Annotated in this window: 22 protein-coding genes; 6 read left to right on the top strand and 16 right to left on the bottom strand. The window is 70.6% G+C overall.

Annotated elements, in window-relative coordinates:
* Positions 1-289: 289 nt before the first annotated feature.
* Positions 290-2,116: an AMP-dependent synthetase/ligase gene (locus ACFYOH_RS34260; protein WP_388633905.1), complete on the top strand. Its 1,827-nt coding sequence runs from the start codon at positions 290-292 to the stop codon at positions 2,114-2,116.
* A gap of 16 nt (positions 2,117-2,132) precedes the next feature.
* Here ACFYOH_RS34260 and ACFYOH_RS34255 read toward each other — a convergent pair whose 3' ends face one another.
* From ACFYOH_RS34255 to pqqA, 9 genes are all read right to left on the bottom strand, one after another.
* Complete coding sequence (locus tag ACFYOH_RS34255) at positions 2,133-4,163, bottom strand: PQQ-dependent sugar dehydrogenase (protein ID WP_388633902.1); 2,031 nt, start codon at positions 4,161-4,163, stop codon at positions 2,133-2,135.
* A 22-nt stretch (positions 4,164-4,185) separates the two neighbouring features.
* On the bottom strand, positions 4,186-6,435 hold the full coding sequence (locus tag ACFYOH_RS34250; protein ID WP_388633899.1) for an alpha-galactosidase: 2,250 nt from the start codon (positions 6,433-6,435) through the stop codon (positions 4,186-4,188).
* Complete coding sequence (locus ACFYOH_RS34245) at positions 6,432-9,677, bottom strand: glycosyl hydrolase family 28 protein (protein WP_388633896.1); 3,246 nt, start codon at positions 9,675-9,677, stop codon at positions 6,432-6,434. The genes ACFYOH_RS34250 and ACFYOH_RS34245 overlap by 4 nt, the downstream gene beginning before the upstream one ends.
* Positions 9,678-9,690: 13 nt before the next feature.
* The gene (locus ACFYOH_RS34240; protein WP_388633894.1) at positions 9,691-10,476 is read right to left on the bottom strand and encodes a Tat pathway signal sequence domain protein; all 786 of its coding nucleotides are present in this window, start codon (positions 10,474-10,476) and stop codon (positions 9,691-9,693) included.
* A 5-nt stretch (positions 10,477-10,481) separates the two neighbouring features.
* Positions 10,482-11,765 (bottom strand): glycoside hydrolase family 105 protein, encoded by a 1,284-nt coding sequence (locus ACFYOH_RS34235; RefSeq protein WP_388633891.1) that lies wholly within the window; start codon positions 11,763-11,765, stop codon positions 10,482-10,484.
* Between the two features lie 477 nt (positions 11,766-12,242).
* Positions 12,243-13,334, bottom strand: a complete 1,092-nt coding sequence (pqqE, locus tag ACFYOH_RS34230; protein WP_388633888.1) for a pyrroloquinoline quinone biosynthesis protein PqqE — start codon at positions 13,332-13,334, stop codon at positions 12,243-12,245.
* On the bottom strand, positions 13,331-13,615 hold the full coding sequence (gene pqqD / locus ACFYOH_RS34225; RefSeq protein WP_388633885.1) for a pyrroloquinoline quinone biosynthesis peptide chaperone PqqD: 285 nt from the start codon (positions 13,613-13,615) through the stop codon (positions 13,331-13,333). The genes pqqE and pqqD overlap by 4 nt, the downstream gene beginning before the upstream one ends.
* The gene (gene pqqC, locus ACFYOH_RS34220; protein WP_388633882.1) at positions 13,612-14,337 is read right to left on the bottom strand and encodes a pyrroloquinoline-quinone synthase PqqC; all 726 of its coding nucleotides are present in this window, start codon (positions 14,335-14,337) and stop codon (positions 13,612-13,614) included. The genes pqqD and pqqC overlap by 4 nt, the downstream gene beginning before the upstream one ends.
* Entirely contained in the window at positions 14,334-14,501 is a 168-nt protein-coding gene (gene pqqA / locus ACFYOH_RS34215; RefSeq protein ID WP_388633879.1) for a pyrroloquinoline quinone precursor peptide PqqA, read from the bottom strand. Before pqqA ends, pqqC begins: the two co-directional genes overlap by 4 nt.
* 314 nt (positions 14,502-14,815) lie before the next feature.
* Here pqqA and ACFYOH_RS34210 point away from each other — a divergent pair, with 314 nt between their 5' ends.
* A complete protein-coding gene (locus tag ACFYOH_RS34210; RefSeq protein ID WP_388633876.1) occupies positions 14,816-15,652 on the top strand; it encodes an aldo/keto reductase in 837 nt (278 codons plus the stop codon).
* 526 nt (positions 15,653-16,178) lie between these two features.
* Here ACFYOH_RS34210 and ACFYOH_RS34205 read toward each other — a convergent pair.
* Positions 16,179-16,790 (bottom strand): hypothetical protein, encoded by a 612-nt coding sequence (locus ACFYOH_RS34205; RefSeq protein WP_388633873.1) that lies wholly within the window; start codon positions 16,788-16,790, stop codon positions 16,179-16,181.
* Between the two features lie 209 nt (positions 16,791-16,999).
* On the opposite strand from ACFYOH_RS34205, the gene ACFYOH_RS34200 reads away from it, so the two are divergent.
* Positions 17,000-17,707 (top strand): glycoside hydrolase family 75 protein, encoded by a 708-nt coding sequence (locus ACFYOH_RS34200; RefSeq protein WP_388633871.1) that lies wholly within the window; start codon positions 17,000-17,002, stop codon positions 17,705-17,707.
* A gap of 13 nt (positions 17,708-17,720) precedes the next feature.
* Here the strand turns inward: ACFYOH_RS34200 and ACFYOH_RS34195 are convergent, their stop codons facing one another.
* The 6 genes from ACFYOH_RS34195 to ACFYOH_RS34170 all read right to left on the bottom strand — a co-directional run bounded on the left by ACFYOH_RS34195 (position 17,721) and on the right by ACFYOH_RS34170 (position 22,923).
* Positions 17,721-18,422, bottom strand: coding sequence for an SDR family oxidoreductase (locus ACFYOH_RS34195; protein ID WP_388633868.1), 702 nt, complete (start codon positions 18,420-18,422; stop codon positions 17,721-17,723).
* A 94-nt stretch (positions 18,423-18,516) separates the two neighbouring features.
* Positions 18,517-19,428, bottom strand: coding sequence for a class I SAM-dependent methyltransferase (locus ACFYOH_RS34190; protein WP_388633866.1), 912 nt, complete (start codon positions 19,426-19,428; stop codon positions 18,517-18,519).
* A 174-nt stretch (positions 19,429-19,602) separates the two neighbouring features.
* Entirely contained in the window at positions 19,603-20,487 is an 885-nt protein-coding gene (locus tag ACFYOH_RS34185) for an alkaline phosphatase family protein (RefSeq protein ID WP_388633863.1), read from the bottom strand.
* A 166-nt stretch (positions 20,488-20,653) separates the two neighbouring features.
* Positions 20,654-21,403, bottom strand: coding sequence for a class I SAM-dependent methyltransferase (locus tag ACFYOH_RS34180; protein WP_388633861.1), 750 nt, complete (start codon positions 21,401-21,403; stop codon positions 20,654-20,656).
* 5 nt (positions 21,404-21,408) lie between these two features.
* Complete coding sequence (locus tag ACFYOH_RS34175) at positions 21,409-21,714, bottom strand: 4a-hydroxytetrahydrobiopterin dehydratase (RefSeq protein ID WP_388633859.1); 306 nt, start codon at positions 21,712-21,714, stop codon at positions 21,409-21,411.
* A gap of 93 nt (positions 21,715-21,807) precedes the next feature.
* On the bottom strand, positions 21,808-22,923 hold the full coding sequence (locus ACFYOH_RS34170) for an ADP-ribosylglycohydrolase family protein (protein ID WP_388633856.1): 1,116 nt from the start codon (positions 22,921-22,923) through the stop codon (positions 21,808-21,810).
* Positions 22,924-22,960: 37 nt separating this feature from the next.
* On the opposite strand from ACFYOH_RS34170, the gene ACFYOH_RS34165 reads away from it, so the two are divergent.
* The 3 genes from ACFYOH_RS34165 (at position 22,961) to ACFYOH_RS34155 (ending at position 25,596) form a co-directional block, all read left to right on the top strand.
* Positions 22,961-23,791 carry a helix-turn-helix domain-containing protein gene (locus ACFYOH_RS34165; protein WP_388633854.1) on the top strand — a complete coding sequence of 277 codons (831 nt, stop codon included), beginning with the start codon at positions 22,961-22,963 and terminating at the stop codon, positions 23,789-23,791.
* Positions 23,792-23,886: 95 nt separating this feature from the next.
* Positions 23,887-24,750 (top strand): helix-turn-helix domain-containing protein, encoded by an 864-nt coding sequence (locus tag ACFYOH_RS34160; RefSeq protein WP_388633851.1) that lies wholly within the window; start codon positions 23,887-23,889, stop codon positions 24,748-24,750.
* Between the two features lie 36 nt (positions 24,751-24,786).
* Positions 24,787-25,596: an SAM-dependent methyltransferase gene (locus ACFYOH_RS34155; protein ID WP_388633849.1), complete on the top strand. Its 810-nt coding sequence runs from the start codon at positions 24,787-24,789 to the stop codon at positions 25,594-25,596.
* Positions 25,597-25,746 lie beyond the last annotated feature (150 nt).

Raw genomic sequence — 25,746 nt, 5'->3', positions numbered from 1 at the left:
CTCCCGCTTCCGGCTCGGACCGTGCCTCGTATGCGCCGATCGTTACGGTGTGCGCCGTAATCCCCGCGTACAGATTCGGTGGAGATTACGGCACCGAAACTTACTGACCCGTCAGTATCATGTCCGGCCCTTCCCCATGTGCGGGCATTTTCCGGTCACCGCCGGGGGGAAACGTGAGGTTTGCTGGGTTTCCTACCCCCTCCCGCGCGGTGACGGCGTGGGGTAGCTTTCACCGCGCTGTGCCGAGCGTCACGGGCATGACCAAGCAGCGAGGATCGGGGAGCGAGGTTTGCGCGAGTTCACCAACCCGCCGCTCACGACGGCGCCGCCGGTGGGCGGTCTGGCCGACGTGGTCTTCGAGCATGCCCGGACGGACCCGACACACGTCGCTCTCGGCCGCAAGGACGCCGCCGGGCAGTGGCGGGACGTGACCTCCACCGAGTTCCGCGACGAGGTCATGGCCCTCGCCAAGGGCCTCCTCGCGCGCGGTATCCGCTTCGGCGACCGCGTCGCCATCATGTCCCGCACCCGCTACGAGTGGACCCTGTTCGACTTCGCCCTGTGGTCGATCGGCGCCCAGGTGGTGCCCGTCTACCCCACCTCCTCGGCCGAGCAGTGCTTCTGGATGCTGTACGACGCCGAGGTGTCCGCGGCGATCGTGGAGCACGAGGACCACGCGATGACCATCGCCACGGTCATCGACCGGCTCCCGCAGCTGCGCCAGCTCTGGCAGCTGGACTCGGGCTGTGTGCAGGAGCTGTACGACGCCGGGGCGCATCTGGACGACGAGCTGGTGCACCGGCACCGGCAGGCGGTCACCCCGGACTCGGTCGCCACGATCATCTACACCTCGGGCACCACCGGCCGCCCCAAGGGCTGTGTCCTCTCACACGCCAACTTCATGTACGAGGCGGACACGATGATCCAGCGGTGGCAGCCGGTGTTCCAGACCAAGAAGGACGACGAGGCCTCCACCCTGCTGTTCCTGCCGCTCGCGCACGTCTTCGGGCGGATGGTGGAGGTCGCCGCGATCCGCGGCGGGGTCCGCTTCGGGCACCAGCCGCAGCTGAACGCCGCCGCGCTGCTGCCCGATCTGCAGGCGTTCAAGCCGACGTTCATCCTCGCGGTGCCGTACATCTTCGAGAAGGTGTTCAACTCGGCCCGCCGGAAGGCGGAGAAGGAAGGCAAGTCCGGGCCGTTCGAGAAGGCGGTCGACATCGCGGTGAAGTACGCGGAGGCCGTGGAGGCCAAGGCGTGGGGCACCGGGCCCGGCCCGTCGGCGGGGCTGCGCATGCAGCACCAGTTCTTCGACAAGGTCGTGTACTCCAAGGTCCGAGCGGCGATGGGCGGCCGGATCCGCAACGCGATGTCCGGCGGTTCCGCGATGGACCGCCGGCTGGGCCTGTTCTTCGCGGGCGCCGGTGTGCAGATCTACGAGGGCTACGGCCTGACCGAGTCGACGGCCGCGGCGACCGCCAACCCGCCCGAGCGCACCCGCTACGGCACCGTCGGCCAGGCCATCCCCGGCGTGACCGTGCACATCGCCGACGACGGGGAGATCTGGCTCTACGGCGGAAACGTCTTCCAGGGCTATCTGAACAACCCGAAGGCCAGCGACCAGACCCTGCACGACGGCTGGCTGGCCACCGGCGACCTCGGTGCGCTCGACGACGACGGCTATCTGACCATCACCGGCCGCAAGAAGGAGATCCTGGTGACCTCCGGCGGCAAGAGCGTCTCCCCCGGGGTGCTGGAGGAGCGGGTCCGCGAGCATCCGCTGGTCAACCAGTGCATCGTCGTCGGCAACGACCGCCCCTACATCGCCGCCCTGGTCACCCTGGACCAGGAGGCCGTCGAGCACTGGCTGCAGATGCGCGGAAAGCCGCGGATGACCCCGGTCCAGTTGGTGCGCGACCCCGACCTGGAGACGGAGGTGCGGCGGGCGGTGGTCGCCGCCAACACCCTCGTCTCCCAGGCCGAGTCGATCCGTACCTTCCGCATACTGGCGCAGCCGTTCACCGAGGAACACGGCCTGCTGACACCGTCGTTGAAGCTGAAGCGGAAGGCGATCGAAAAGGCGTACGACAACGAGGTCGAGGCTCTCTACCGGACGTGATCCTCCTGATGGTGCGTCAGCCGATCGTCACCTTGAAGATCTTGTCCGAGCCGTCGGCGGCACCCCCGTTGTTGTCGCAGTTGGTGGTGGACAGCCACAGCTGGTCGGCGCCCGGGACCTTGGTGACCGTACGCAGGCGGCCGTAGGTGCCGACGTAGTAAGCGCTCGGGGTGCCCACACTCTCGGTGTCGCCGTTGATGGGGATCCGCCACAGGCGTTCGCCGCGCAGGGACGCCATGTAGATCACGTTGCGGACGATGGCGATGCCGCTCGGTGAGGCCTCGGAGACGTTCCAGGTGGCCTTGGGGTTGGTCATGCCGGCGACGTTGCAGCTGCCCTCGCAGGTGGGCCAGCCGTAGTTGGCGCCGGGATTGATGAGGTTGAGTTCGTCCTTGGAGCTGTTGCCGAACTCCGCCTCCCAGAGCCTGCCGTTGCGGTCGAAGGCGAGGCCCTGCGGGTTGCGGTGGCCCAAGGAGTAGACGTAGTTGCCGAAGGGGTTGCCGGGGGCCGGCTTGCCGTCGGTGGTCATGCGCAGGATCTTCCCGTTGAGGGAGTTCTTGTCCTGCGCGAGGTCGGGCTGCTGGGCCTCGCCGGTGGAGACGTACAGGTAGCCGTCGGGGCCGAAGGCGAGGCGTCCGCCGTTGTGGTAGCGGTTCTTCTTGATGCCCTGGAGCAGCACCTTGTAGTCGCTGAGCGTCGTGCCGTCGTAGGTCATGCGGACGACCCGGTTGCCCTCGGCGGCGGTGTGCATGAAGTACACGTAGTGGTCGGTCTCCCACTTGGGGTCGACGGCGACACCGAGCAGACCGCCCTCGCCGTTGGTGGTGACGGCGTTGGGGACCGTGCCCACCTGCGTCCTTGTGCCACTCTTGGTCAGCTTCCAGACCCGGAAGTCGTCCCGCTCGGTGACCAGGGCGGACTGTCCGTCGGGCAGCCAGTAGGTGCCCCAGGGGATGGTCCAGCCGGTGGAGAGGGTGGCGATGGAGGAGGGGACACCGCCGTCGGTGGCGCAGGCCCTGGTGGTGAAGGTGACCGTGTTGCTCGGCGCGGAGACATTGCCGGCGGCGTCCCGGGCGACGACGTTCAGGCTGTACGGGCTGTCGCAGGCGAGCCCGGTGAGGGTGGTGGACGTACCGCTGGTGACGGTCTTGTAGACGGTGGTGTCGCTGCGCACGTCGTAGGCGGTGACCGCGTGGTCGTCGGTCGAGGCGCCCCAGGTGAGGTCGACCGTGTTCGATGTGACATCGGCCGTGTGCAGGGTGCCGGGCGCGGTCGGCGGTGTGGTGTCGGAGCTGGGCTGGGTGGTGCAGTCGACGACCGGGCTGGCGGGCGAGGTGTTGCCGGCCGCGTCACGGGCGATGACCGTGAGGTCGTAGGTGGTGTTCGGGGCGAGTCCGGTCAGTGTCTTCGAGGTCGCGTCGCCCGCCGCCTCGCCGATCTTGTTGCCGTGCTCGTAGAGGTCGTACGCCGCGACGCCCACGTCGTCCGTCGACGCGCCCCAGGCCAGGGTCAGGCGGTCCTCGCCGATGTCCGAGCAGGAGGGCTGCCCGGGGCGGGTGGGCGCCTGGGTGTCGGACGGCGTGCCGAGGCTCATGCGGTCGAGGTTGGGGCCGCCGTTCACGGTGGTGGCCGTCGCCCGGATCTTGTTGCTGCCCGCCTTCAGGGTGACGTTGACGGATTCGGCCGCCCAGGTGTTCCAGTCGGCCGTGCCCGGGAAGGAGACGGCGGGCGCGACGACGGTGCCGTTGACGGACAGGTCCATCGGCCGGTCGGCGGTGGTGCCGTTGGCGTACCGCAGGGTGACCGACGCGGGCCCGGCGGCGGCCGCGCTGACCGTGAACTCCACGTAGGAGCCCTTGACGTTGGTGTAGTCGACGAATCCGGTGCCCGTGTAGCCGGTGTGGTTGGTGGCGACGGCACCCTGGGAGATCAGGGCGTCCTCGGCCTGGTAGTCGGTGGCGGCGAGGGCAGTGCCCTGGCTGAGCCCGGCGAGGGGCAGTGCGAGGGCCGCCGCGAGGCCGTACGGCAGAACTCTTCTGAGACGCATGGGTGTTTCCCCTTGTTTTCCCTCAGCCCGTGTACTGGGTGAAGACCTTGAGGTAGTCGTACGGCTGCTGCGACACGCCGCTGCAGGAGTCGCCGTCGGTACCGGCGCCGCAGGGGCGGTCGCGGTTGGCGGACCAGTAGGTGAGGCGTGCGATGTGGTGCTGCCGGGCGTAGGCGAGCATGGTCCGGAAGTCGGCGACGCGGACGCGCTCACCGGAGTCGTCCGTCCTGCCGTTCATCGACGACAGGCCGATGTGGGCGTAGGCGGTGGCGTCGTCGTAGCCGTAGGCCGCCTTGACCCGGGCCTCGAGGCCGTCCATGGCCTGGCTGGTGAAGGTGCCCATGGTCGTGGTGCCGCCGCCGAAGTCGAACGGCATGACGCACCAGACGTCGTTCGCCAGGCCGGACCTTGCCGCGCGCTTGATCATGTCGACGCCGGTCGCGTCGGGGCCGCTGGTGGTGGTGCCGAAGGTGATGACCGTCTTCAGGCCGGGGTTGTTCGCCTTCACGGTCTTCAGGGCGTCGACGACACGCTGGCGGACGGCGGCGTTCGACCATTCGGTGTTCTCGATGTCGATGTCGAGCGCCTTCAGCCGGTAGGCGTTGATCACCTTCTGATAGGCGCCGGCCAGTGCGGAGGCACTGGAGCACTTCTCCCCCAGCTTGGCGCCGCTCCAGCCGCCGACGGAGACGATCACATCGCCGCCGACGGATCGGATGCGGTCGATCGCCGACCGGTCGCTGCCGCCGGTCAGCGGCCGGCTGCCGTCCCACTTGGGGTTGCAGGTGCCGTCGGACAGCACGAAGGCGAGGGTGAACCACTTGACGCCGGTCGCCGCCATCACCTGTGTCGGGTCCGGCGGATCGCCCCAGCCGAGGTACTCGTACGGGGCGACGGCCATGCCGGGGGACGCCGCGAGCGTCTGCGCGGAGGCGGTGGGCCTGACCCGGATGAGCCGGGTCTCGCCGGGGCGGAGGGTCGCGCGGTAGGAGCCGGCGACCGTGCCCTTGTGGGAGCCGGACCACAGGTCGGTGACGTCACCGGAGCCGGTGAAGCCGACCTGGGACCAGTTCACGGTGACCGTGGCGCTGCCGGAGGTTCCGGTGTCGAACAGGGCCACCACATAGTCGCCGTCGCTCTCCCGCTTGCTCCAGACCTGCTGGACACCGCTGTTCACGATCCGTTTCGCCGCGACCCCGTCCTGGTCGACGCCGATCAGCCGGTCGTTGGTGAGCATCGCCTTGTCGACGGGATCAAGGTGGGTGAGGTCGGTGCCGAGCAGCAGCGGGGCCGCCGCCATCGACCACAGCGTGAGGTGCGAGCGGCGCTGGTCGGCCGTGAGACCCACCTGGTCGCCGTTGCCGATCTCCAGGGAGTCCAGGTCGTTCCAGCCGCCGGGGCCTGCGTACGGCTGCCAGGACGCGGCCGAGTCGAACCGCTTGGCGACATGGGACCAGTCGGTGATCGGATAGCCGCTGCCGTTGGAGCCGGGGCCGCAGTAGCACTCCACGTCGCCCTGGGTGCGCCAGCTGTTGGCGAGTGTGCGCCAGGTGGACGCGTCGGCGATCGGAAGGTTGTTGGACAGCGCGAAGTTGATGGGCCGTCCGGTGGCGCGGAGCGCCCTGTCCCAGGCCCGGACGTCGGGGACGTCCTGGCTGCCCACGCCGTCGATCTTCAGGTAGTCGACTCCCCAGGAGGCGAACTGCCTGGCCCAGGAGTTCACGAACTCCTGGGCGCCCGGCTTGGAGTAGTCGATGGAGTACATGTTCTTGCAGTTGTAGTTCTTCTCGGCCTTCGAGGTGTCCGCGATGTCCTTCGCGTGGTACGAGGTTCCCTCGATCGGCGTGTTCTTGAGGACGGCGTTCTTCGCGATGCCGGGCGTCACGTAGAAGCCGAACTCCAGGCCCTTGGCGTGGATGTGGTCGGCGAGGGCCTTGATGCCGTCCGGGAACTTGGCCGTATCGACGGCCCAGCGGCCGAAGTCGTCCACGACGAAGCCGTTGTCGTCGCACTTCTGCCAGAAGTCGTCGAGGTTGACGTAGACGAAGCCGTGCTTCCTCAGACCGCCGGAGACCAGCGCGTCGGCCTGTGCCTCGATCTTGGCCTCGGTCGGCTGCCGGCGTACGAAGCTCCAGCTGCTCCAGCCCATGGCGGGCCGCGGGGACTGGCCGTTGTCGGAGGCGGCCGCGGGGTGGGCGGCGCCGGTGAGGGGCACCGCGGCGGCGACGAGCAGTCCGGCCGCCGCCGTCGTCAGGGTTCTGAGCCGGGTCATGGACGTCCCTTCGGGGCGGGGGTGGCGTAGGAGGTGCCGATCCAGGCCTCGTCGATCCGCAGCCGCTGGTAGCGGGTGCTGTCGGTGGCGGCGGCCCAGGTGGTGTCGATCTCCAGGCGGACGTAGCGGGCCGTGGCGGCGGTCAGGTCGATGCCCTGGATCCCGCGTGCGCTGGGAAGTTGGCCGGTCTTCACCGGGCTGCCCCAGTTCTTGCCGTCGTCGCTGAGGTAGACCTTGTAGTCCTTGATCCGTGCGGACTGTTCGGTGGCGGAACGGGCGTAGGCGACGGAGTCCTCGCGCTGGTTGAGCCCGAGGTACTGCACCTTCTTCGCCGTGCCGAGGTCGAAGGTGAGGTTCACCGGGAGCGTCTTGTCGTTGTCCCAGTAGGTGAGGTGGTCGCCGTCGCCGGCGGCGGAGCCGGGATGGCCGCTCGCGGACGCGCCGGCGGTGACCTTGACGCCGGTCGCGATGCCCTGGCGACCCGCGGTGATCACCTTGAAGACGGTGTCGTACGGGTCCCAGCCGCCGAGGCCGCTGAGGGTGAGCACCCCGCCGGACTGCGACCACGAAACGGGCGCGCCGGTGCGGAGGTTGGTGACCGAGGCGATGCGGTAACCGTTGTCGCGGATGCGCAGGGTGCTGGTGCTCGGCGGGGTCAGGACGTGGATGTACTGCCGGTTCGGGTCGTCCTTGGCGATGGTGGTGACGCCGTGGGCCCCGTCGTTCCAGAAGCCGGGTTTGAGGCCGCCGTACATGTAGCCGCCGCCCTCGGTGCCGTGCAGGGACTCCCAGATCTTGTCGAGGTAGGAGTTCGCGAAGTTGTTGAAGTCCGCCTGGTTCGCCGGGAACTTCCCGTTGACCTCGGCGGTCTCCGCCATGAGCGCCTTCACCGAGGAGCCGGCGTTGGTGATCAGCCGGCCGAGCGTGAGCATCTTGTCGACGGTCGGGTTCGAGCCGTCGTACCACCAGGCGCCGGTCGAGGGCAGCTTGAAGTCCGCTTCCGTCAGGCGGGGTTGGGCGGTGTAGATGGCCTGCGGATAGTCGTAGGCGGGCGTCATCCCCGCCTTCTGCTCATTGCTGATCATGTCCATGATCGGCGTGTCTTCGTTGTTGTTGCTGAGCGTGTAGTTCGGGCGCTTCTGATAGATCTGCGCGTAGAGGTTGTGGCTCTCCCAGTACGCGTTGTCGTTGTCGATCCAGAAGCCGCCGAGGTCGGGGTAGCGGTCCATGACCTCGAAGAAGTTGTCGTAGGAGAACTGCCCGAAGCCGTCGCGGGTGGTCAGGTCGATGTTCTTGCCCGTGTATGCGGAGTAGGCGGCCGAGTCGAGCCACTCGTGGCCGCCGTCGTCGTGCCACTGGGGGTCGTCGGTCATGTAGAGGATGACCTTCATGCCCTTGGCCTTGGCGGCGTTGATCAGCTCACCGAGGAAGTCCCGCTTGGTGGAGCAGGAACCGGGGATCTTCGACGGCCAGGGGCGGGCGTAGCCGAGCCGGCTGTGGAAGGTGGCCAGCACGATGTACTGCGTGTGCAGTTTCCGCGCCTCGTTCACCCAGTAGTCCGGCGTCCAGCCGCCGCTGGTGACGTCCTTCTCCCAGGCGGTGCAGCTGGTGTGGGCGGGGGCGGTGCGCAGGCCCCAGTGCAGGAAGAGGCCGCCGACGGAGGCGCGGAGGAAGGCCTGGCGGGGGTTCTCGACGTCGCGCGGGCGGACCGGGGCGGCGCAGTTCTGGCTGGATCCGGTGGCCGAGACGCGGAGGGCGCCGCCGGTGGTGGTGCGGCTGTCGCTGACGCAGTAGCCTGTGACGGACTGGAACCCGAGGTCGTGCGGCGAGCTGCTGCCCTTCTGCGCGGCGAACCGGGTCAGCCGGATGCCGTTCGCCCCGTTGGCAACGAGGGCGGGGCGGCCGTCGTCCGCCGCGAACCTCACGGAGCTGTCGGTGAAGGTAACGCCGTCGGCATTGTGCAGATACCAGCCGTACGCCGGCCGGGTCCCGATGCTGTTCGGGTTGTAGTCCTTCGGGTCGTTGCCCGGCACACCGGTGGACACGGTGCCGTTGCCGCCGGGGACGGTGATGTCGACGTTGTTGAAGGTGACGTCGCTGATGCGGTGGCCGTCCTCGCCCCACAGGGTCGGGCTGAAGGACGGGCTGTTTCCGGTGGCCGTGATGTTGTCGTACGTGATGTCGCTGATCGATCCGACACCCGGACTGTTTCCGCACCGTTTGCGCGTGCCGATCTTCTCCATGATCGGCGAGTGCACGTTGGTCATGGTGATGTCGCGGTAGTGGACGTCGGAGATCTTCGCGCCGTCCATGGAGACCATGCCGAGCCCGGACTTGTCGGCGCCCTCGACACGGATCTTCTCGAACTGGTAGTCGCTGAAGTCGCCGCAGGTCTCGGAGCCGAACATCAGGGCGTTGCAGCAGCGTGCCGACAGCACCGAATCGCTCACGCGGACATGGCCGTTGGGGAGCTTGGCGCCGAGGGCGTAGTCGCTCTTGAAGACCAGGGCGTCGTCGTTGGCCGCGATGTGCGCGTTGGTGATCGTCGCGTTGGTCGTGGAGATGACGTTCCAGCCGTCGCGGTCGCTCGCGGTGTCGATGGTCAGATGGTCGGAGACGACGTTCGTGCAGCCGTTGATCAGGGCGGCGAAGTGGCCGCCGCGGCGCAGGGTGAGCCCGTCGCCGAGCCGGAGTCCGTCGCAGCGGGTCAGCGACAGGATCTTGTCGGCCTGGCCGGACTTGGGGTTGCCAGTGATCAGGTTGCCGGCGCCGTCGATGACCCCGCCGCCGGTGAAGCCGATGTCGGTCAGCCGGTCGCCGTAGATCATCGCGTTGTGGAAGTGGCTGTGCCCGTAGTCCTGGTACCTGTCGTTCGGGTTGGACTCGGGCGGGTCGTAGGTGCCGGCGGAGGAGCCCTGGAGGGTGGCGCCCTTGTCGAGCTGGAGCGTCACATGGCTTTTCATGTGGATGGTGTTCTTGGACTTGTAGGTGCCGGCCGGGAAGTGGACGGTGCCGCCGCCCGCCGCGTTGGCCGCGGTGATGGCCTTGTCGATGGCGGGGGTGTCATTGGTCGAGCCGTCGCCCTTGGCGCCGTAGTCGCGCACGTCGTACACGGTTGCCCGGGGTGGCGTGGCGGGGTGCGGGGCCGCGAGGGCGGCAGGCTGGGTGAGGCCGAGGACGACGGCGAGGACGAACAGCACGATCGCCGCCGCCCGTCTCGGGTCGGCGATGAGGGGTCTCATGAGACCGGCTCCTCTAGGCGAGTTGGTAGCCGCGCAGGTTGGTGAGCAGCAGGTAGGTGTCCTGCAGGGATCCGGAGGTGTCGCCGAGGGAGCGGTAGATGCCCCACTTCGGGCGCACCCGGTCGGCGAGGAAGGTGTCGACACCGGACTTCGACTTGTCGATGACGGTCGTGGAGCCGCTCTTGAGGATCCAGCGGACGGAACCGGCCGTGCCGTTGCCGACCTTGATCTGGAAGTCGACGTCGGTCCATGTGTCGTGCAGCGGGCCGAGATTCGTACGGCCGACGAGGATGTCGTCGATGGCGAGCCGCAGTTCGATGGTCTGCACTCCGTTCACCCGCCTCAGCGACTGCACGACGATCGGGGAGGTGCCGGTGCCGGGCTGCTTCATCTGCATGATGTGCGTGAAGGTCGTCGTCGCCTTCAGGGTGCTCGGGATGTACATCGAGTACGTGACCCGCCAGGTCTGGCCCTCGGTCCACTTCAGGTAGGTGGCGGCGCCCGTGCGCAGACCGGTGACCTCCTGGCGCTGGCGGTCGGTGGAGGTGTCCCGGTCGACCGTGTGGATGTTGAAGCGCCAGTTGTCGCCGGTGGCGTAGATGTGCGGATGGCCGGCGGGGTGGGAGTGCGCGCGGTCGTCCTCGACGGTCTCGAAGGCGCCGAGCCCGTCGGTGCGCGCGGACGGTGACCACTTCAGCTGCCAGGAGGCGGCGTGGGCCTCGGTGGCCGGCAGGCCGGTCACGGCCACGGCGGCGCCGCCGAGCGCGGCACCGAGTACGGCCCTTCTGGACGTGCTCATGACACTCAATCACCTCGCAGTTGCTCGTTCATGATCAGGAAGGCTCCGAGCCCGTGGAAGTCGTTGGTGGCCCGGGTGCGGCCGACGTAGTACGCGTAGTCGCCGACGTTGGTGCCGACGGAGATGTCGGCCAGGTTCGTACGGCCGTCCGCGCCGACCGACAGCCGGGCGAGCACGCCTTGGTGGCCACGCCGGGCGACCGCGTTGAAGTGCGGGTCCAGATAGCCCTGTTGGACGCCGCGGGAGAGGGCGTAGGTGAGCATGCTGGAGCAGGAGGTCTCGGTCCAGTTGTCCGGCCGGGAGCCCTTGTCCATCACCTGGAACCAGCGCCCGGACGCCGGGTCCTGGTACTTCTCCAGCGCGGTGGCCAACTTGCCCAATGTCTGGAGGAGTTGCGGACGCCGAGTCTGGTCGGCGGGGATCGCGTCGAGGACGTCGACCAGCGCCATTGCGTACCAGCCGACGGCACGGCACCAGTGCTCCGGGGCGAGTCCGGTGGCCGGGTCGGCCCAGCTCGCCGACCTGGACTCGTCGTAGGCGTGCCGCAACAGGCCGTTCGCCGCCTGGAGATGACCGCCGTAGACGGACAGCTGCCTGGCGGCCTCGTCGTTCGTGTACGCGCTGTCGCCGAACTCCCTGCCGTACTCGACCAGGAACGGGTTCACCATGTAGGCGCCGTCCGCCCACAGTTGGTGCGCCCGGCTGCTGGTGTCGGCGTGCCAGAAGCCGCCGTCGGAGGTGCGCGGATAGCTGTTCAGGCGGTCGCGGATCCGCTGCGCGGCCTTGCGGTAGCGGTCCTGGCCCGTCTCGTGGTGCAGGATCACCAGCAGCCGGCCCGCCTGCATGCTGTCGAGGCTGTTGAAGGACTGGTCGATCGTGCCGTCGCTGCGCACGAACCGGTCGACGTAGGCCTTGATGTACGACAGCAGGCGCGGGTCGTGGGTGCGCCGGTAGACGAGGTACTGGCCATAGAGGTACAGGCCCACGGGGTACGACCAGCCACCGATGGTGACCGGCGTGTAGCGCGCCATGGTGGAGTCGACGACGGCCGCGGACCAGTCACGGGCGGCGGCGGGGTCCGGACGGGTGAGGGCGGCAGACGGGACTGGACGGGTCAGGGCGGGCGCGCCGGTGGGAACCGGACGGGTAAGGGCGGGGTCGCTGGTGGGAACCGGATGGGTGGAGGCGGGGGCGGCGTTCGCCGGGGGTACGGCGGCGGGCAGCGCGGCCAGGGTGACGATGGTGAGTGCGGCGGCGGTCAGCGCCGCCCGCAGGCGTCGGCGTCTCACGGTGCTCCTTCTCGGTAGGCGTACGCGGGCGGATCCGGGGCGAGGGCGACGCCGCGCACCGCGGCATCGGCGAGGTGGCCGGCGGTTCCGTGCGTGCCGGCAGACTGAGTCCGTGCGGGTTACGTCGCCGGTCGGCGCGGCCCGCGGGCGTCGGCGTCTCAACGGCTTCCCCCTCGGCAGGCGTACGCAGGTGGGTGCGGGGGCGCGGGCGACGCCGAACACCGCCGCGTCCACGAGCTGGCTGTCCCGGGCGTGCCGACAGGCTGAGTCCGGGCGGGTGACGCCGCCGGACGGCGCCGCCCGCGGGCGTCGGCGTCCTCACCGTGGTCCTTCTCGGTAGGCGTACGCGGGCGAGTGCGAGGCGCGGGCGACGCCGAACACCGCCGCGTCCACGAGGTGACTGTCCCGGGCGTGCCGACAGGCTGAGTCCGGGCGGGTGACGCCGCCGGACGGCGCCGCCCGCGGGCGTCGGCGTCATCACGGTGCTCCTTCTCGGTAGGCGTACGCGGGCGAGTGCGAGGCGCGGGCGACGCCGCACACCGCCGCGTCGACGAGGTGGCGGTCCGGGGCGTGCCGGCAGGCGGGGTCGGTGCGGGTGGCGTCGCCGGTCAGGGCGTATGCCTGGCAGCGGCAGCCGCCGTGGTCGGCCGTGCGCAGGGCGCAGCCGCGGCACGGTTCGGGCATCCAGGACTCGCCCCGGAAGGCGTTGAAGGCTTTCGACTCCCGCCAGGCCCAGGCCAGTTCGCGGTTCGTCACGTTCGGCGGGTCCAGGCCGGGCAGGGTGCCGGCCGCGGGGCATGGCAGCACCGTGCCGTCCGGGGCCACGGTGAGCGAGACGGCGCCCCAGCCGCCCATGCAGGGTTTCGCGGTGGCGTCCAGCAGGTCGGCTGCCACCCACACCAACTCCAGCGACTGGCCCAGGCGTTCGCGCCAGTGGGCCACTCGGGCGCGGGCGCGTTCGATCTGGGCGGGTGTGGGCAGCAGCGCGGCGCGGTTGCGGGCCGCCCAGCCGTGGTACTGGGTGTTCGCCAGCTCGATCCGGTCGGCGCCCCAGTCGAGCGCGAGCCGGATCAGGCCGTCGAGGTCGTCCAGGTTGCCGCGGTGCAGCACGGCGTTCAGCCCCAGAGGCAGTCCGGCCTCGCGGATCAGCCGGGCGGCGCGCTCCTTCGCCGTGAACGACCTTGCTCCCGCGATGCGTTCGGCGGCAGCACGGTCCGCATGCTGCACCGACAGCTGCACACTGCGCAGCCCGGCCCCGGTCAGCTCGGCCAGCCGCCGCGCACCGAGACCCACCCCACTGGTGACGAGCTGGGTGTACAGACCCGCGCCGTCGGCGGCGGCCACCAGGTCGGGCAGGTCCCGCCGCAGCAGCGGCTCGCCGCCGGACAGATGGGTGTGGACGACGCCGAGGGCGCCCGCCTGCTGGAAGACCTCCGACCACTGGTCCGTGGACAACTCGGCTGACCGGCCGACCAGTTCGAGTGGGTTGGAGCAGTAGCCGCAGCGCAGTGGGCAGGCGTGGGTGAGTTCGGCGAGCAGGGCCCAGGGAGGATCGGGAGGCGCGGTCATCTGAGCCAGCCCTCCTTGCGTAACCGGCCGAGGAACTCCGCGACTTCGGCGGCGACGGGCGCGGCGGGATGTCGTACGGCCAGCTCGGCGACGACGGCGGCCACGTCCCGCACCCCGTCGCACAGCCGGAGCACACCGCCCGCACTGCCGTCGAGCACCACCACCCGCTCCGGCAGCAGCAACAGGTCGGCGTCCCGCACCGGGTCGCGGCGCAGCACCACCCCTCGGGCGAGGACGGGCCGCCATGACATGGCGAGTGAGGCCGACGGCGCCGCTGTCATGGCTCGCTCCGGTCCACCGCGTCCAGCAGGGCCCACAGCACCTCGCACTTGAACTCCAGTGCCGCGACAGCCCGTTCCTGCTCCTCACGGGTGCGGGCCCGGGCGAGGACCAGGGCCAGGGCCTGTTCGGCGTCCCGGGCGCCCTGGGTGACGCGGGTGCGGAAGTAGGCGAGGCCCGCCGGGTCGATCCACGGGTAGTGGCGTTCGAAGGCGGCGATGCGAGTGCGCATCAGATCCGGGGCGGACAGCTCGGTCAGCGAGGCCGCGACCGCGTCCAGCAGCGGGCGCCGCCGGCAGAAGGTGACGTACCCCTCCACCGCGAACCGCACCCCGGGCGGCACCCGGGCGGTGTCCCACAGCTCCTCGCGGGCGAGGCCGGCCGCCTCGCCCAGCCGCAGCCAGCGCTCGATACCGCCGCCCTCCAGGGAGTCGGTGTCGGTACCGTCCTGGTCGTGGATGCGGCGCAGCCAGGCGCGGCGCTCCTCGGGCCGGTCGAGCTTGGCGAGGATCAGCGCGTCCTTGACGGGGATATGCCGCTGGTAGTGGAAGCGGGCGGCGATCCAGCGGCGCAGTTCCGCGGGGGTCAGTTCGCCGCGGTGCATCCGCTGGTTGAAGGGGTGCCGGTCGTGGTAGCGCGTCGCGGTGACCGCGCGCAGCCGCTCGGTGAACTCGGCGGCCGGCCAGGCGGCGCGGCCGTCGAGCTCCGGTGGTGCCGCGGTCATGCGGCCGGGGGCGGCTCGGGCGGACGCCGGTCGGCCAGCGCGTACGCGGTCACCTCCAGCGCGGTCTCCACGATGTGGTAACCAGGGCTTTTCCAGACCTTTTCATCGGATGTCTGGGGGGCGGTGTGGTGCGTCGGGACAGACTGCGAAGGGGTCTCGTTCATGGGTGCGTACCCGCTTTCCTGAGGGTGGGGAGTCTCAGAAGGGAGCCGGAGTGAAGACAGGGCCTGGTCAGGGCGCGTTCACATGCATGCACCGGGTTCAGTGACACGTCCGGTGGCGCGATACAGAGTCGCGGGACGAAGGGCTCCGGTCAATGGTCCGGACCGAAAACGTCGGATGTGTTTCCGGCCAATCTCCGCTCCGGGAACTGACTGACCGGTCAGTCGAGGCGGTTCGTGCCGTCAGGAATGCGCCGCGGCGCGTGATCGTTGACCATGGAGTACCACTTGTCGACAACCTAAGGATCACGAGGCTCGTGAGCAGCAAGGTCCCCCCGATCATCCTCAACAACGGCGTCGAGATGCCCCAGCTGGGCTACGGCGTGTGGCAGGTGCCGGACGACGAGGCCGAGCGGGCCGTCGCCACGGCGCTGGAGGCCGGGTACCGCAGCATCGACACCGCGGCCATCTACGGCAACGAAGAGGGCACCGGCAAGGCGATCGCCGCCTCCGGACTGCCCCGCGAGGACATCTTCGTCACCACCAAGCTCTGGAACAGCGACCATGGGTACGACGCCACGCTGCGCGCCTTCGACGCGTCGCTACGGAAGCTGGGTCTCGACTACCTCGACCTGTACCTGATCCACTGGCCGCTGCCGGCCCGCGGCACGTCCACCGACAGCTACAAGGCGTTCGAGAAGCTGCTCGCCGACAAGCGGGTCCGCGCCATCGGCGTGTCCAACTTCCTTCCGGAGCACCTGGAGCGGCTGATCGCCGAGACCTCCGTCATCCCGGCGGTCAACCAGATCGAGCTGCATCCGCATCTGCAGCAGCACGCCGCCCGCGAGTTCCACGCCGAGCAGGGCATCGCGACCGAGGCCTGGTCGCCGCTCGGCCAGGGCAAGGGCCTGCTGGAGGTGCCGGCGATCGTCGCCATCGCGCAGAAGCACGGCCGCACTCCGGCCCAGGTGGTGCTGCGCTGGCACATCCAGCTCGGCAACATCGCGATCCCGAAGTCCGTGACCCCGTCCCGGATCAAGGAGAACATCGAGGTCTTCGGCTTCAGCCTGGACGACGAGGACCTCGCGGCGATCAGCGCGCTCAACGAGGACCGGCGCCTGGGCCCCGACCCGGCCACCTTCGGCATGGGCTGACACCCATCACTTCCGGCATGGGTTGACCCCCGTCGCCCTGGGTACGAGCTGCCCCCGTCACCTTGGGAAGGGACCGGCACGGCACCCACCGCGCACCACACGGCCGCGCGTCCCGTCCGGGCGGCGGGGCGGGCGGCCGTGCGCGGTCCGGGGGCGCCGCCCGGCGCGCCATGCGCGTGACCTGCGGCGCCTCAGCCCCAGTACGGCTCGCGACCCATGCGCGCCGACCCCAACCCGGCGCCTTGCGCCCACGCCGTTCCGGACTGCGGCCCCGCACAGATCCGACCGCACTCAACCCGACACTCGGGCCCCCTGTCGGCCATGCACCCGCACCACCGCACCCCGCACCCCGCACCCCGCACCCCGCACCCCGCACCCCGCACCCCGCACCCCGCACCAGCCCATACCCCGGCCCACGCAGAACCGCCCGCGCCCACCCCGGCGCCCCGGCCGGCTACGCGCCCACGCGTAGTCGGGCTCAGCCACCCCACGCACCGGCGCGCCCAGCCACCCCCCACCGGCCCGCTCAGTCGCCCCGCACGTCCGCGTGAAGGACCTCGAACTCCTCCAGGGCGACCACCGACACATGCGCCTTGGCCGCGCCCTCGCGCCGGATCGCCGCCTGTGCGGACCGGGACAGGGCGAGTGACGCGCGGTCGGCGAAGAGGACGCCCGCCATGCCGCGGCCGCGCTCGCGGTCCAGGAAGAGCGCCGCGCCGGCGAATCCGGGCAGGACCTCCAACCGGGGCAGCGCGCCGGCGTGAAAGGTGTCGGCGGCGAGGTCCGTGTCCGCCGGGTCGAACTCCAGCCGGGTGACCCGCAGCCTGCCGCCGGTGACGGGCCGGTGCGCGCGGTGGAAGACGGCGGCCTCGTAGTTCTCGACCGCGACGGTACCGGCGAAGGGCTGCAGCAGCTCCGGCCTCCGGGCGCTCATCACCTCGTCGCTGTTGCGGCGCGCCTCCGCGGACTCCCACCAGCTGACCGTGAGCAGTTTGCCGAGGTCACGGTCGACGAAGACACCCGCGCCCCGATAGCCGGGCCGTTCCTCCAGCAGGTCGTGCCCCCGCGTGTTCAGGGCCCCCACGGCCGTGCCCAGCTGCGCCGGATCGCCGGTCGCGTACACCGTGCGTACGAACATGCGCCTCGCCTCCCGGAGCGGCGACCCTGCCGACCAACGCGGCAGACATATCCGGAAAAGTCGTCCCCTTCAGTTTTGCCACGGTCTCAAATCACCGCAATACGCACAGCTTTCGGGAGCCCGCAACTGGAGACTTGACGAGGACATGCAGACGGGTCCACCGTGTACGGCACCTGGTAAGGAAACTTTCCTAACAGAAGGGCCCCACAGTGCGCCTTCGAACCCTGACCCTTGCCGCGGCCTCCGGGGCCGCCCTGCTCGCCGCCGGAGTGCTGCCCGCGCACGCGTCCGCCGGCTCGGCGACGCGGACCGCTCCGGCCTCCGCCCAGGAGGGCTCGGTCAGTGCGGCAGATCTGCTCGCCAAGGTGAAGTCCTGTTCGCAGATATCGAACGGCAAGTACAAGACCGACGACGAGACGTCGGCCACGGTCCCCGTGTGCGGCAAGAACGGCGCGGTGTTCTGGAAAGCCGACATGGACATCGACTGCGACGGCCAGCGCACCACCAACTGCAACGAGAACCGCGACCCCTGGTACCAGGACGACACCGCCTTCCACCAGTCCGACGGCAAGCCGCTGAAGGCGGAATCGCTCCCGTACATCGTCGTCCCCAGCTCCAGCGGCATCTGGAACTACTCCAGCGCCGGCATCAAGGGCGGTGGCGTGGTCGCCGTCATCTACAACAACAAGGTCGAGTACGCCGTCGTCGGCGACACCGGCCCCACGAAGATCATCGGCGAGGCGTCGTACGCCACCGCCAAGGCACTCGGCATCGATCCGGACCCGAAGACCGGCGGCGCCGACTCGGGCGTGACCTACATCCTGTTCAAGAACTCCAAGGTCTCCCCCATCGAGAGCCACAGCGCCGCGGTCTCTCTCGGGGACCAGTTGGCCAAGCAGTTCCTCGCGAACAACTGACCGGCGTGTTACGTCAGTTGGGCTGACCCAGCGGGCGTACGACCACGGTGTTGACGTCGACCCCGGCCGGCTGCCGGATCGCCCAGACCACCGAGTCGGCGATCTGGTCGGCGGTCAGCAGGTGTCCCGGCGGCAGGCTGCCGAGCCCGTCCCAGAACGGGGTCTCCACCCGGCCGGGGGCGACCAGCGTCACACCGATCCCGAACTCCGTGACCTGACGCCGGGTGTTCTCGGCGAGCCCGGTGACCGCCCACTTGGTGGCGCCGTAGATGTTGCCCGGGGTGTTCACGAACCCGGCGACGCTGCCGACGAGGACGATCCGGCCGCGCGACTCCTTCAGCGCCTCCACTGAGGCCCGGATGAGCAGGGCCGGACCGAGGACGTTGGTCAGCACCATCTCGGTCCAGCCGGCCGGGTCGCCCTCGGCGACGGTGTCATGGGTGGCGAAGCCGGCGTTGGCGACGACGGTGTCCAGTCGGCCGTATGCCTTGAGCGTACGGTCGACGGCATCCTGTATGTCGTCGAACACCGCCGCGTTACCAGCGACCGTCAGCAGCTCCTCGGGATTGCCGAGGCCCTCGGCGAAGTCCCGCAGCCGGGCCTCCGTACGGCCGGTGACCGTGACCCGGTGGCCGGCGGCCAGCAACTGCCGGGCGACGGCGGCGCCGATGCCGGTGGCGCCGCCGGTGACGAGTGCGACCGGAGAGTCGTTCATGTGCGGTCCCCCTGTGTGTCGGTGAGACCGGGATTCCATCACTTGGAGAACTCTCGAAGTCAAGCGCCGTCGGCCGCAGCGGCCCCGCGCCCGGTCACACCGGCCGTACCGCCCGGTGCACCGTATGGGCCGCCAGTACGAAGACGTCGGGGCGCCGGTGGAGGCTGCCGGGGTCGGTGGGGTCGAGGAGGCGGTCGAGGGTGGTCCGGTCCTCGGCGTCCAGGGCGTCGGCGTGGATGTCCCGGGTGCGGGTCAGCACGCCGACGACGAAGGCACGGACCTGGTCCGGTACCGGGGCGGGGATGTCGAGGAGGAAGCTGCGGGTGCCCGTGTGCTTCAGGCCGGCCGCGGCCAGGAGGGCGGGCCAGTCCTCGGTCTCGGCGACCGCGCCGGGCAGCTCGGCGCGCATCCGCGCGAAGCGGTCCTCCTGGGCCACGTCGAGACGGGCCTGCAGTCCAGGGCGGCCGAAGCCGATCTCGCGGGGCAGATAGCGGGCGTGCAGGCCGCCCTCCAGGATGGCCAGGGTGCCGCCGGGGGCGAGCCGGGCGCCCAACGCGGCGAGCGCGGCCCTCTGGTCGCCGAGGTGGTGCAGGCTGCGGCTGGCCCACAGCAGGTCCGCCGGATACTCCAACCCGGCCAGGGATTGCGGCAGTTCGCCGACGAGGGTGTCGAAGCGGTCGGCGAAGCCCAGGCGGGCGGCCCGGTCCCGGGCGCGCTCCAGAAGCGGTTCGGAGGCGTCGGCGGCGACCACCCGCGCGCCGGGGAACGTCTCCGCCATCAGGCAGGCGATCACTCCGGGCCCGCTGCCCGCGTCCACGATCAGTCCCGGCTCGGTCACTTCCTTGCCCAGCCAGGCCAGGGCACGCGCGTACCCGGGGGCGGACACCTCGGCCTCCGCCTCCAGCAGCGCCGCCAACGCGGCCCAGTCGACGTCGCCGCCGTGGGCGTGACCGTGGCCGTGCTGTGTGGGGTGCCCGTGGTGGTGGGCCTGGGGGTCGTGTGCCATGTCGCTCAGCCTCTCGCTCGGATGCGGCCAGAGTGCGACGGCGCACGAGGAGACGCCAGTTTCGTTGCCGGTGCCGCAAAAAGAAGACGATCCCGGCACCTGGAAGGATCCGGAGCGGCCCCCGGCTGAGGACTTGGACGGACCGCCGCCCGGGAGGCGGCGGTCCCACCGAGGTCAGTTCCAGATGCCGCTGATGTCGGAGGCGTTGGCCGCGGCTCCGGCATGGGTGGTCAGCCCGGCCAGGTCTTCGAGGGTGCGCAGCGTGTCGTAGTGGTTGTAGTGCGTCGAGGTGGAGCTGCCCGGCGCGACGTGCGCACCGTAGAACACGGTGGCGATGTGGTTGCTGTGCGAACTGTCGTCCTCGTCGAAGGTGACGGCGAGGATGCTGTTGTGTGTCTTGGCCCAGCTGGCATAGGCGCCGAGGTTGTTCTGCAGCCAGGTGTCACCTGTGTTGATGGAGCAGTCGTGCATGTCGTTGCACAGGTTCGGGACGACGAACGACTCCTTGGGCAGGGTCGTGTAGTCCGTCGGGAACTGCGTGAAGGTGTGCGCCGTGGTCAGCGGGACGTTGGTGAAGGCGAACCACGGGTTGTGCTTGCGGGCGTACTTGGTGGCGGAGTTGGTGCACACCGTGGAGCCCTGGGAGGGAAGACCCTCGTTGTAGCTGCCCCACGTCTTGCCGGCGGCGATGAGCTCGGAGCCGAGGTTCGCGGCGCTGCTGAACTGCGGGGTGTAGCAGTTGTCGTTGGTGATGCCCTGGTTGTTCCCGGAGAACAGGTCCAGGTAGTTCGGCTGGCTGGGGTGGGTGATGGCGAACGAGTTGGTGAGGTTGCCGCCGCCGGCCTTCAGGGTGTTGTTCAGGTACGGGGCGCTGGAACTACCGATGACCTGCTCGTAGGAGTGGTTCTCGAAGACCACGACGACCACGTGATCGGGGGCGGGGAGAGTGGCGGCCTGGGCGGCCGGGGCGGCGGCCCAGACTCCGAACAGGGCGGCGGGGAGGGCGGTGACGAGGGGGAGCGCCCGGCGCGAACGCTTGATGCGGGACAGCAAGGACATGGTGGACCTCCTGTGGGAGCGGTCAGGACAGCGCGGGGGGTTGTCTACTGCTCAGGCGGTCGTCTTTGCTCGGGCAGGTAGGAGCGTAGGGGGCCGCCCCGAGGTCTTCAGGTCCGCTGAAGTGAAGGGCCGTCAAACAGTCGTGAACCGCTCGGAGTTGCGGTCCTCAGTGGCCTGTGGGCTTGGTGAAGGCCCGCACCTGGAAGACGGGGTCCGGGCGGGGGCGGTCCTGGTCCGGGAGGCGGGACAGGCGCGCGGCGAACTCCTCGGTGTGCGGCTCGCCCGGTGGCAGCTGGGTGAACCAGCCGCGGCGCAGGTCGGCGATGGTGGCGCGGGGGCTGCGGCCCTGGCCGACGCCGGGGAACGTGGTCTCGCCGGCCGGCCGGAGCCCGTGCCGTACGGCGTGCGCGGTGACGGTGGCGGCGGCGTCCTGCGCGGGGCGGCGCGGACGGGCGGCGAGGACGGCGTCGATGTCGCTGCCGACGTCGTGCGCCGCGGCCTTGTCGACGGTGGTGACGAAGACCCCGCCGGGCCGCAGCACCCGGGCGCACTCGGCGACGATCGCACGGACGTCCGCGGCGTCCTGGAGCAGGTGCAGCAGCCAGATGCTGGTGACCGCCTGGAAGGTGCCGGTACGGAACGGCAGGCGGCGGCTGTCGGCCCGGACGACCGCACCCGGCAGCCGGCCCCCCGCCATGCGGACCATGGCGGGGGTGAGGTCCACGCCCGTCACCCGCAGCGCGGGACGGCCGGCGGCCAGCCGGCGGGTGACTATGCCGGTGCCGCAGGCGACGTCGAGGAGACGGCTCGGACCGTCGGGGATCAGGCCGAGGATCGCCTCGGTGGCCGCTGCGGCGCGGGCCTCGCCGCCCCGGGACGCGTCGTAGGCGTCCGCTTCTTTGTCGTAGTCGAGCACGCCCCTCAGTGTGTGCCGTGGCCTGGGGCGATGTCCTCCACCCTGCGGGCGAGATCGAAGTCCTTCTCGGTGACGGCGCCGCCCGCACTGTGGGTGTTCACGCTGAGGGAGACGGTGTTGTAGCCGAGGGTGAGGTCGGAGTGGTGGTCCAGTTCGTCCTGGACTGCGGCGATGTGCATGACCAGCGCCGCCGCCGCGACATGCGAGCCGAGGCGGTAGGAGCGGGTGAGCCGGCCGTCGTCGACCGACCAGCCGGGCAGCTCGGCGAGCCGGTCCTCGATCTCCTTCTGCGACAGCGGTTCGACGGCCATGGCCGGGTCTCCCTTCGAGGCGGCGGGAAGGCGGGGTACGTGTTCAGCCTGCCACGTCGGCCGGGCGCTCACTCCACCACAGGGCCGGGCGCGTCAGCCGTGTGCGCACTCCGCCGCGAGGTCGTCGGCCAGCGCGGCGATCCGGTCCCGGCCCTCCACCCGGGCCACCCAGACGTGCGGCAGGCCGGTGTCGCCGTACCGTGTGCCGAGCAGGTTGCCGCAGATCGAGCCTGTGGAGTCGCTGTCGCCCGAGTGGTTGACGGCCAGCAGCAGGGCCTGCTCGGCAGCGGGCTCGGCGAGCGCGCAGTAGACGCCGATGGCGAGGGCCTCCTCGGCGACCCAGCCGGCGCCGAGGGACTCCACCCGCTCGGCCGTCGGCGCCCCGTCGGCCGCGAGGTCCAGGGCGGCGCGCAGCGCGTCCGTGGTCTCCGCGTGGCCGGGGTGCCGCTCCAGCAGCCGCAGCGTGCGCAGTACGGCACCCTCCAGGGACTCCCCGGAGACCAGGTGCGCCACGATCGCGGCGAGCGCGCCGGCCGCGTAGTAGCCGGTGGGGTGGCCGTGGGTGATCTGCGCGCCGCGCGCGGCCATGGCGAAGGCCTCCTCGGCGGGGGCCACCAGGCCGAAGGGGGCCGAGCGCATGACGGTGCCGCAGCCCTTGGAGTCGGGGTTGACCTCGCCCGGTGTGCCGTCCAGCGGGAGCGCCGGGTCGGGCGCGTACATCTGGGCCACGCCGGACAGGCAGGCGTTGCCGGGGGCGCGGCGCGCGTACAGCCAGGCCTCGGTGACCAGGCCGCCGGCCGGTGCGCCGGGCTGCGGTTCCGGCTGCTCGGGGCCGGGCTTCGACTGGGTTTCCAGCCAGCGCTCGTACGCCTGACGCAGCAGCAGGGGCCAGGCGCCGCCGATGCCCTTCTCGCGCTGCCGCGCGTGCGCCTGAATCAGGGCCTCGACGGTGAACAGGGTCATCTGGGTGTCGTCGCTGATCAGACCGATCGCGCCGTACGCGCCGGGGACGAGACCGGTGACGCCGCGCGCGCCGTGGGCGGCGCGGATCCGGTCCAGGGAGGAGAACTCCACGGGGTAGCCGAGCGCGTCACCGAGCGCGCCGCCGAGGAGACAGCCGCGCACCCTGGCCCGGTACACGGCCGCGGTCTGAAGGGACGCCTGGGGGGACGAGATCCGTTGCCATGGCTTCGACCAGAGCTCGTTCATGCGCAACTGAAGCAACTCCTCGACTACGGTCGGACGTATGGCCATTGTCGCTTCCGGTCCCTCCGCGTCCGCCACCGCCCCCGCCGTCGACAAGGGCGTCGGCCCGCTGCTGCGCGCCTGGCGGGAGCGGCGCCGCACCTCCCAGCTGGAGCTGGCGCTGCGCGCCGACTCCTCGGCCCGGCACATCAGCTTCATCGAGACCGGCCGGTCCCGGCCGAGCGAGGAGATGGTGCTGCGGCTCGCCGAACATCTCGACGTGCCGGTGCGCGAGCGCAACGCGCTGCTGCTGGCCGCCGGTTACGCCCCGCGCTATCCGGAGACCCCGCTGGGCGACCCGGCGCTGGACGCGCTGCGCGACGGCATGGAGCGCCTCATCCAGGGCTACGAGCCCTATCCGGCGCTGGTGGTCGACGCCGCTTACACGGTCGTGGCCGCGAACCGGGGCATCAGGATGCTGCTGGACGGCGTGCCGGAGACACTGCTGTCGCCGCCGAACTCGATGCGGCTGACCCTGCATCCGGAGGGTCTCGCGCCGCGCATCCGCAATCTGCGCGAGTGGCGGGGGCATCTGCTGGCGCAGATGGAGCGGCAGATCGCCCTGCAGCGCTCGGACCAACTGCGCTCCCTGTACGAGGAGGTGGCCGCCTACCCGGTGCCCGAAGACGCGCCGGGTGACGATCCCGCCGAGCCCGTCCCGTACTTCGCGCTGCCGCTGCTCGTCGAGCACGACGGCCGGGTCCTGTCGTTCGTGTCGTCGATCTCCACGTTCAACACGCCGATGGACGTCACGGTCGCCGAGCTCGCCATCGAGACGTTCCTACCGGCGGACCCGGCGACCGCCAAGTACCTGCAGACTCTGGCGGTTTGACGGCTCCCGCCGCAGGAATCCCCTCGGACCCGTGTGCGAGAGGAGATCACGTGGCAGACTGCGCGGGTACTTCGGCGCGTAGGGGAGGGCGTGGCGTGAGTGAGCGGCGGGCTGCGCCCACCGTGGGCCAGGTGGTGCTCGGTAAACGGTTGCAGGAACTGCGCGAGGCGTCGGGCCTGAGCCGGGAGGAGGCCGCCAAGGTCCTCAGGGTGGCGTCGGCGACCGTACGGCGGATGGAGATGGCCGAGGTCGCCCTGAAGATCCCGTACGTGCAGGTGCTGCTGGACACCTACGGGGTGGCCGAGGAGGAGGCGGGCGCGTTCGTGCGGCTGGCCGAGGAGGCGAACCAGCCGGGCTGGTGGCAGCGCTTCCACGACGTGCTCCCGGACTGGTTCAGCCTCTACGTCAGCCTGGAGGGCGCCGCCCGGATCATCCGCTCCTACGAGCCGCACTTCATACCCGGTCTGCTGCAGACCGAGGACTACGCGCGCGCGGTGCTGGAGGCCGGGACGATCGGGCAGACCTCGCCCGAGAGCGTGGAACGGCATGTGTCGCTGCGCATGGAACGACAGCGGCTGCTGGAGGGCGACGACCCGCCCCACCTATGGGTGATCATGGACGAGACGGTGCTCAGGCGCCCGGTGAGCACGCGCGCCGAGGTGATGCGCGAACAGGTGGACCGGCTGCTGGAGTTCGCCGGGCGGGACCGGGTCACCCTCCAGCTCGCCGAGTTCGCGGCGGGCCCGCATCCGGGGACGTACGCGCCGTTCACGCTGTTCCGGTTCGCGGAGCCGGAGCTGCCGGACATGGTGTTCACCGAGTATCTGACCGGCGCCCTGTACCTGGACTCCCGCCGCGAGGTGGCCGCGCACCTGGAGGTGCTGGACCACATGACGGCCCGCGCCGCCTCGGCACAGCGCACACGGATCCTGCTGCGGGAACTCCGCACGACCTTGTGACGCCCTGACCGGACCGATCCCTGGGGGAACAGCCGTATGACCGCACGCGATGCCATGCCCATGCCCGTCGACACCAGCCGTCCGCATCCCGCCCGGGTGTACGACTGGTGGCTGGGCGGCAAGGACAACTACCCGGTGGACGAGGAACTGGCGCGGAAGATCCTCGCCGTGGACGGCACGGTCGTGCGCGGGGCGCGCGCCAACCGCCGGTTCATGCACCGGGCCGTCCGCACGGCGGCCGAGGCGGGGGTGCGGCAGTTCCTCGACATCGGGACCGGCATCCCGACCGAGCCCAATCTGCACCAGATCGCCCAGGGCGTGGCACCGGAGTCCAGGGTGGTGTACGCGGACAACGACCCGATCGTGCTGCGGCACGCGGAGGCCCTGCTGCGCGGCTCCGCCCAGGGCGGCACGGACTACATCCACGCCGACGTCCGTGACCCGGACACCATCCTGCGGCTGGCGGGTGAGTCCCTGGACTTCGGCCGCCCGGTCTCGCTGTCCCTGGTGGCACTCACCCACTACCTGGGTGACCAGGAGGACGGCGTGTTCGGGCTGGTCGAGCGGTACGTCGACGAGCTCGCCCCGGGCAGCTTCCTGATCCTGTCCCAGGTCACCCAGGACCTCAGCCCCGAGGGAGTGGCGAAAGCGGCCGAGCTGTTCCGCCGCAGCGGCACGCCGTTCCACCCCCGCACACTGCCCGAGTTCTCCCGCTTCTTCGACGGCCTGGAGCTGCTCGGCCCCGGCGTCATCCCGGTGTACGGCTGGCGCCCGGAGCCGGTGGACGTGGCGGCCCAGGCGGAGGGGGTCGTGCCGGTGTATGCGGGGGTGGCGGTCAAGCGCTGATCTTCGCAAGCCGCGCCGTCGGTCCGGGACGACCCGTACGGGCGGCCGGGCGGCTGCGGCGAGCCGTGGCCGGTCGGCCGGATGACCCGCACGGGTCCGTGGGCAGGTGCGTTCCCGAGTTCGCCATGGTCTGCGAGCAGACGCTCCCCC

The sequence above is a fragment of the Streptomyces sp. NPDC007856 genome, assembly GCF_042868225.1.
Taxonomy (GTDB): domain Bacteria; phylum Actinomycetota; class Actinomycetes; order Streptomycetales; family Streptomycetaceae; genus Streptomyces.
Note: the sequence above shows the minus strand (reverse complement) of the source record. Positions and strands in the feature narration are given on the sequence as shown.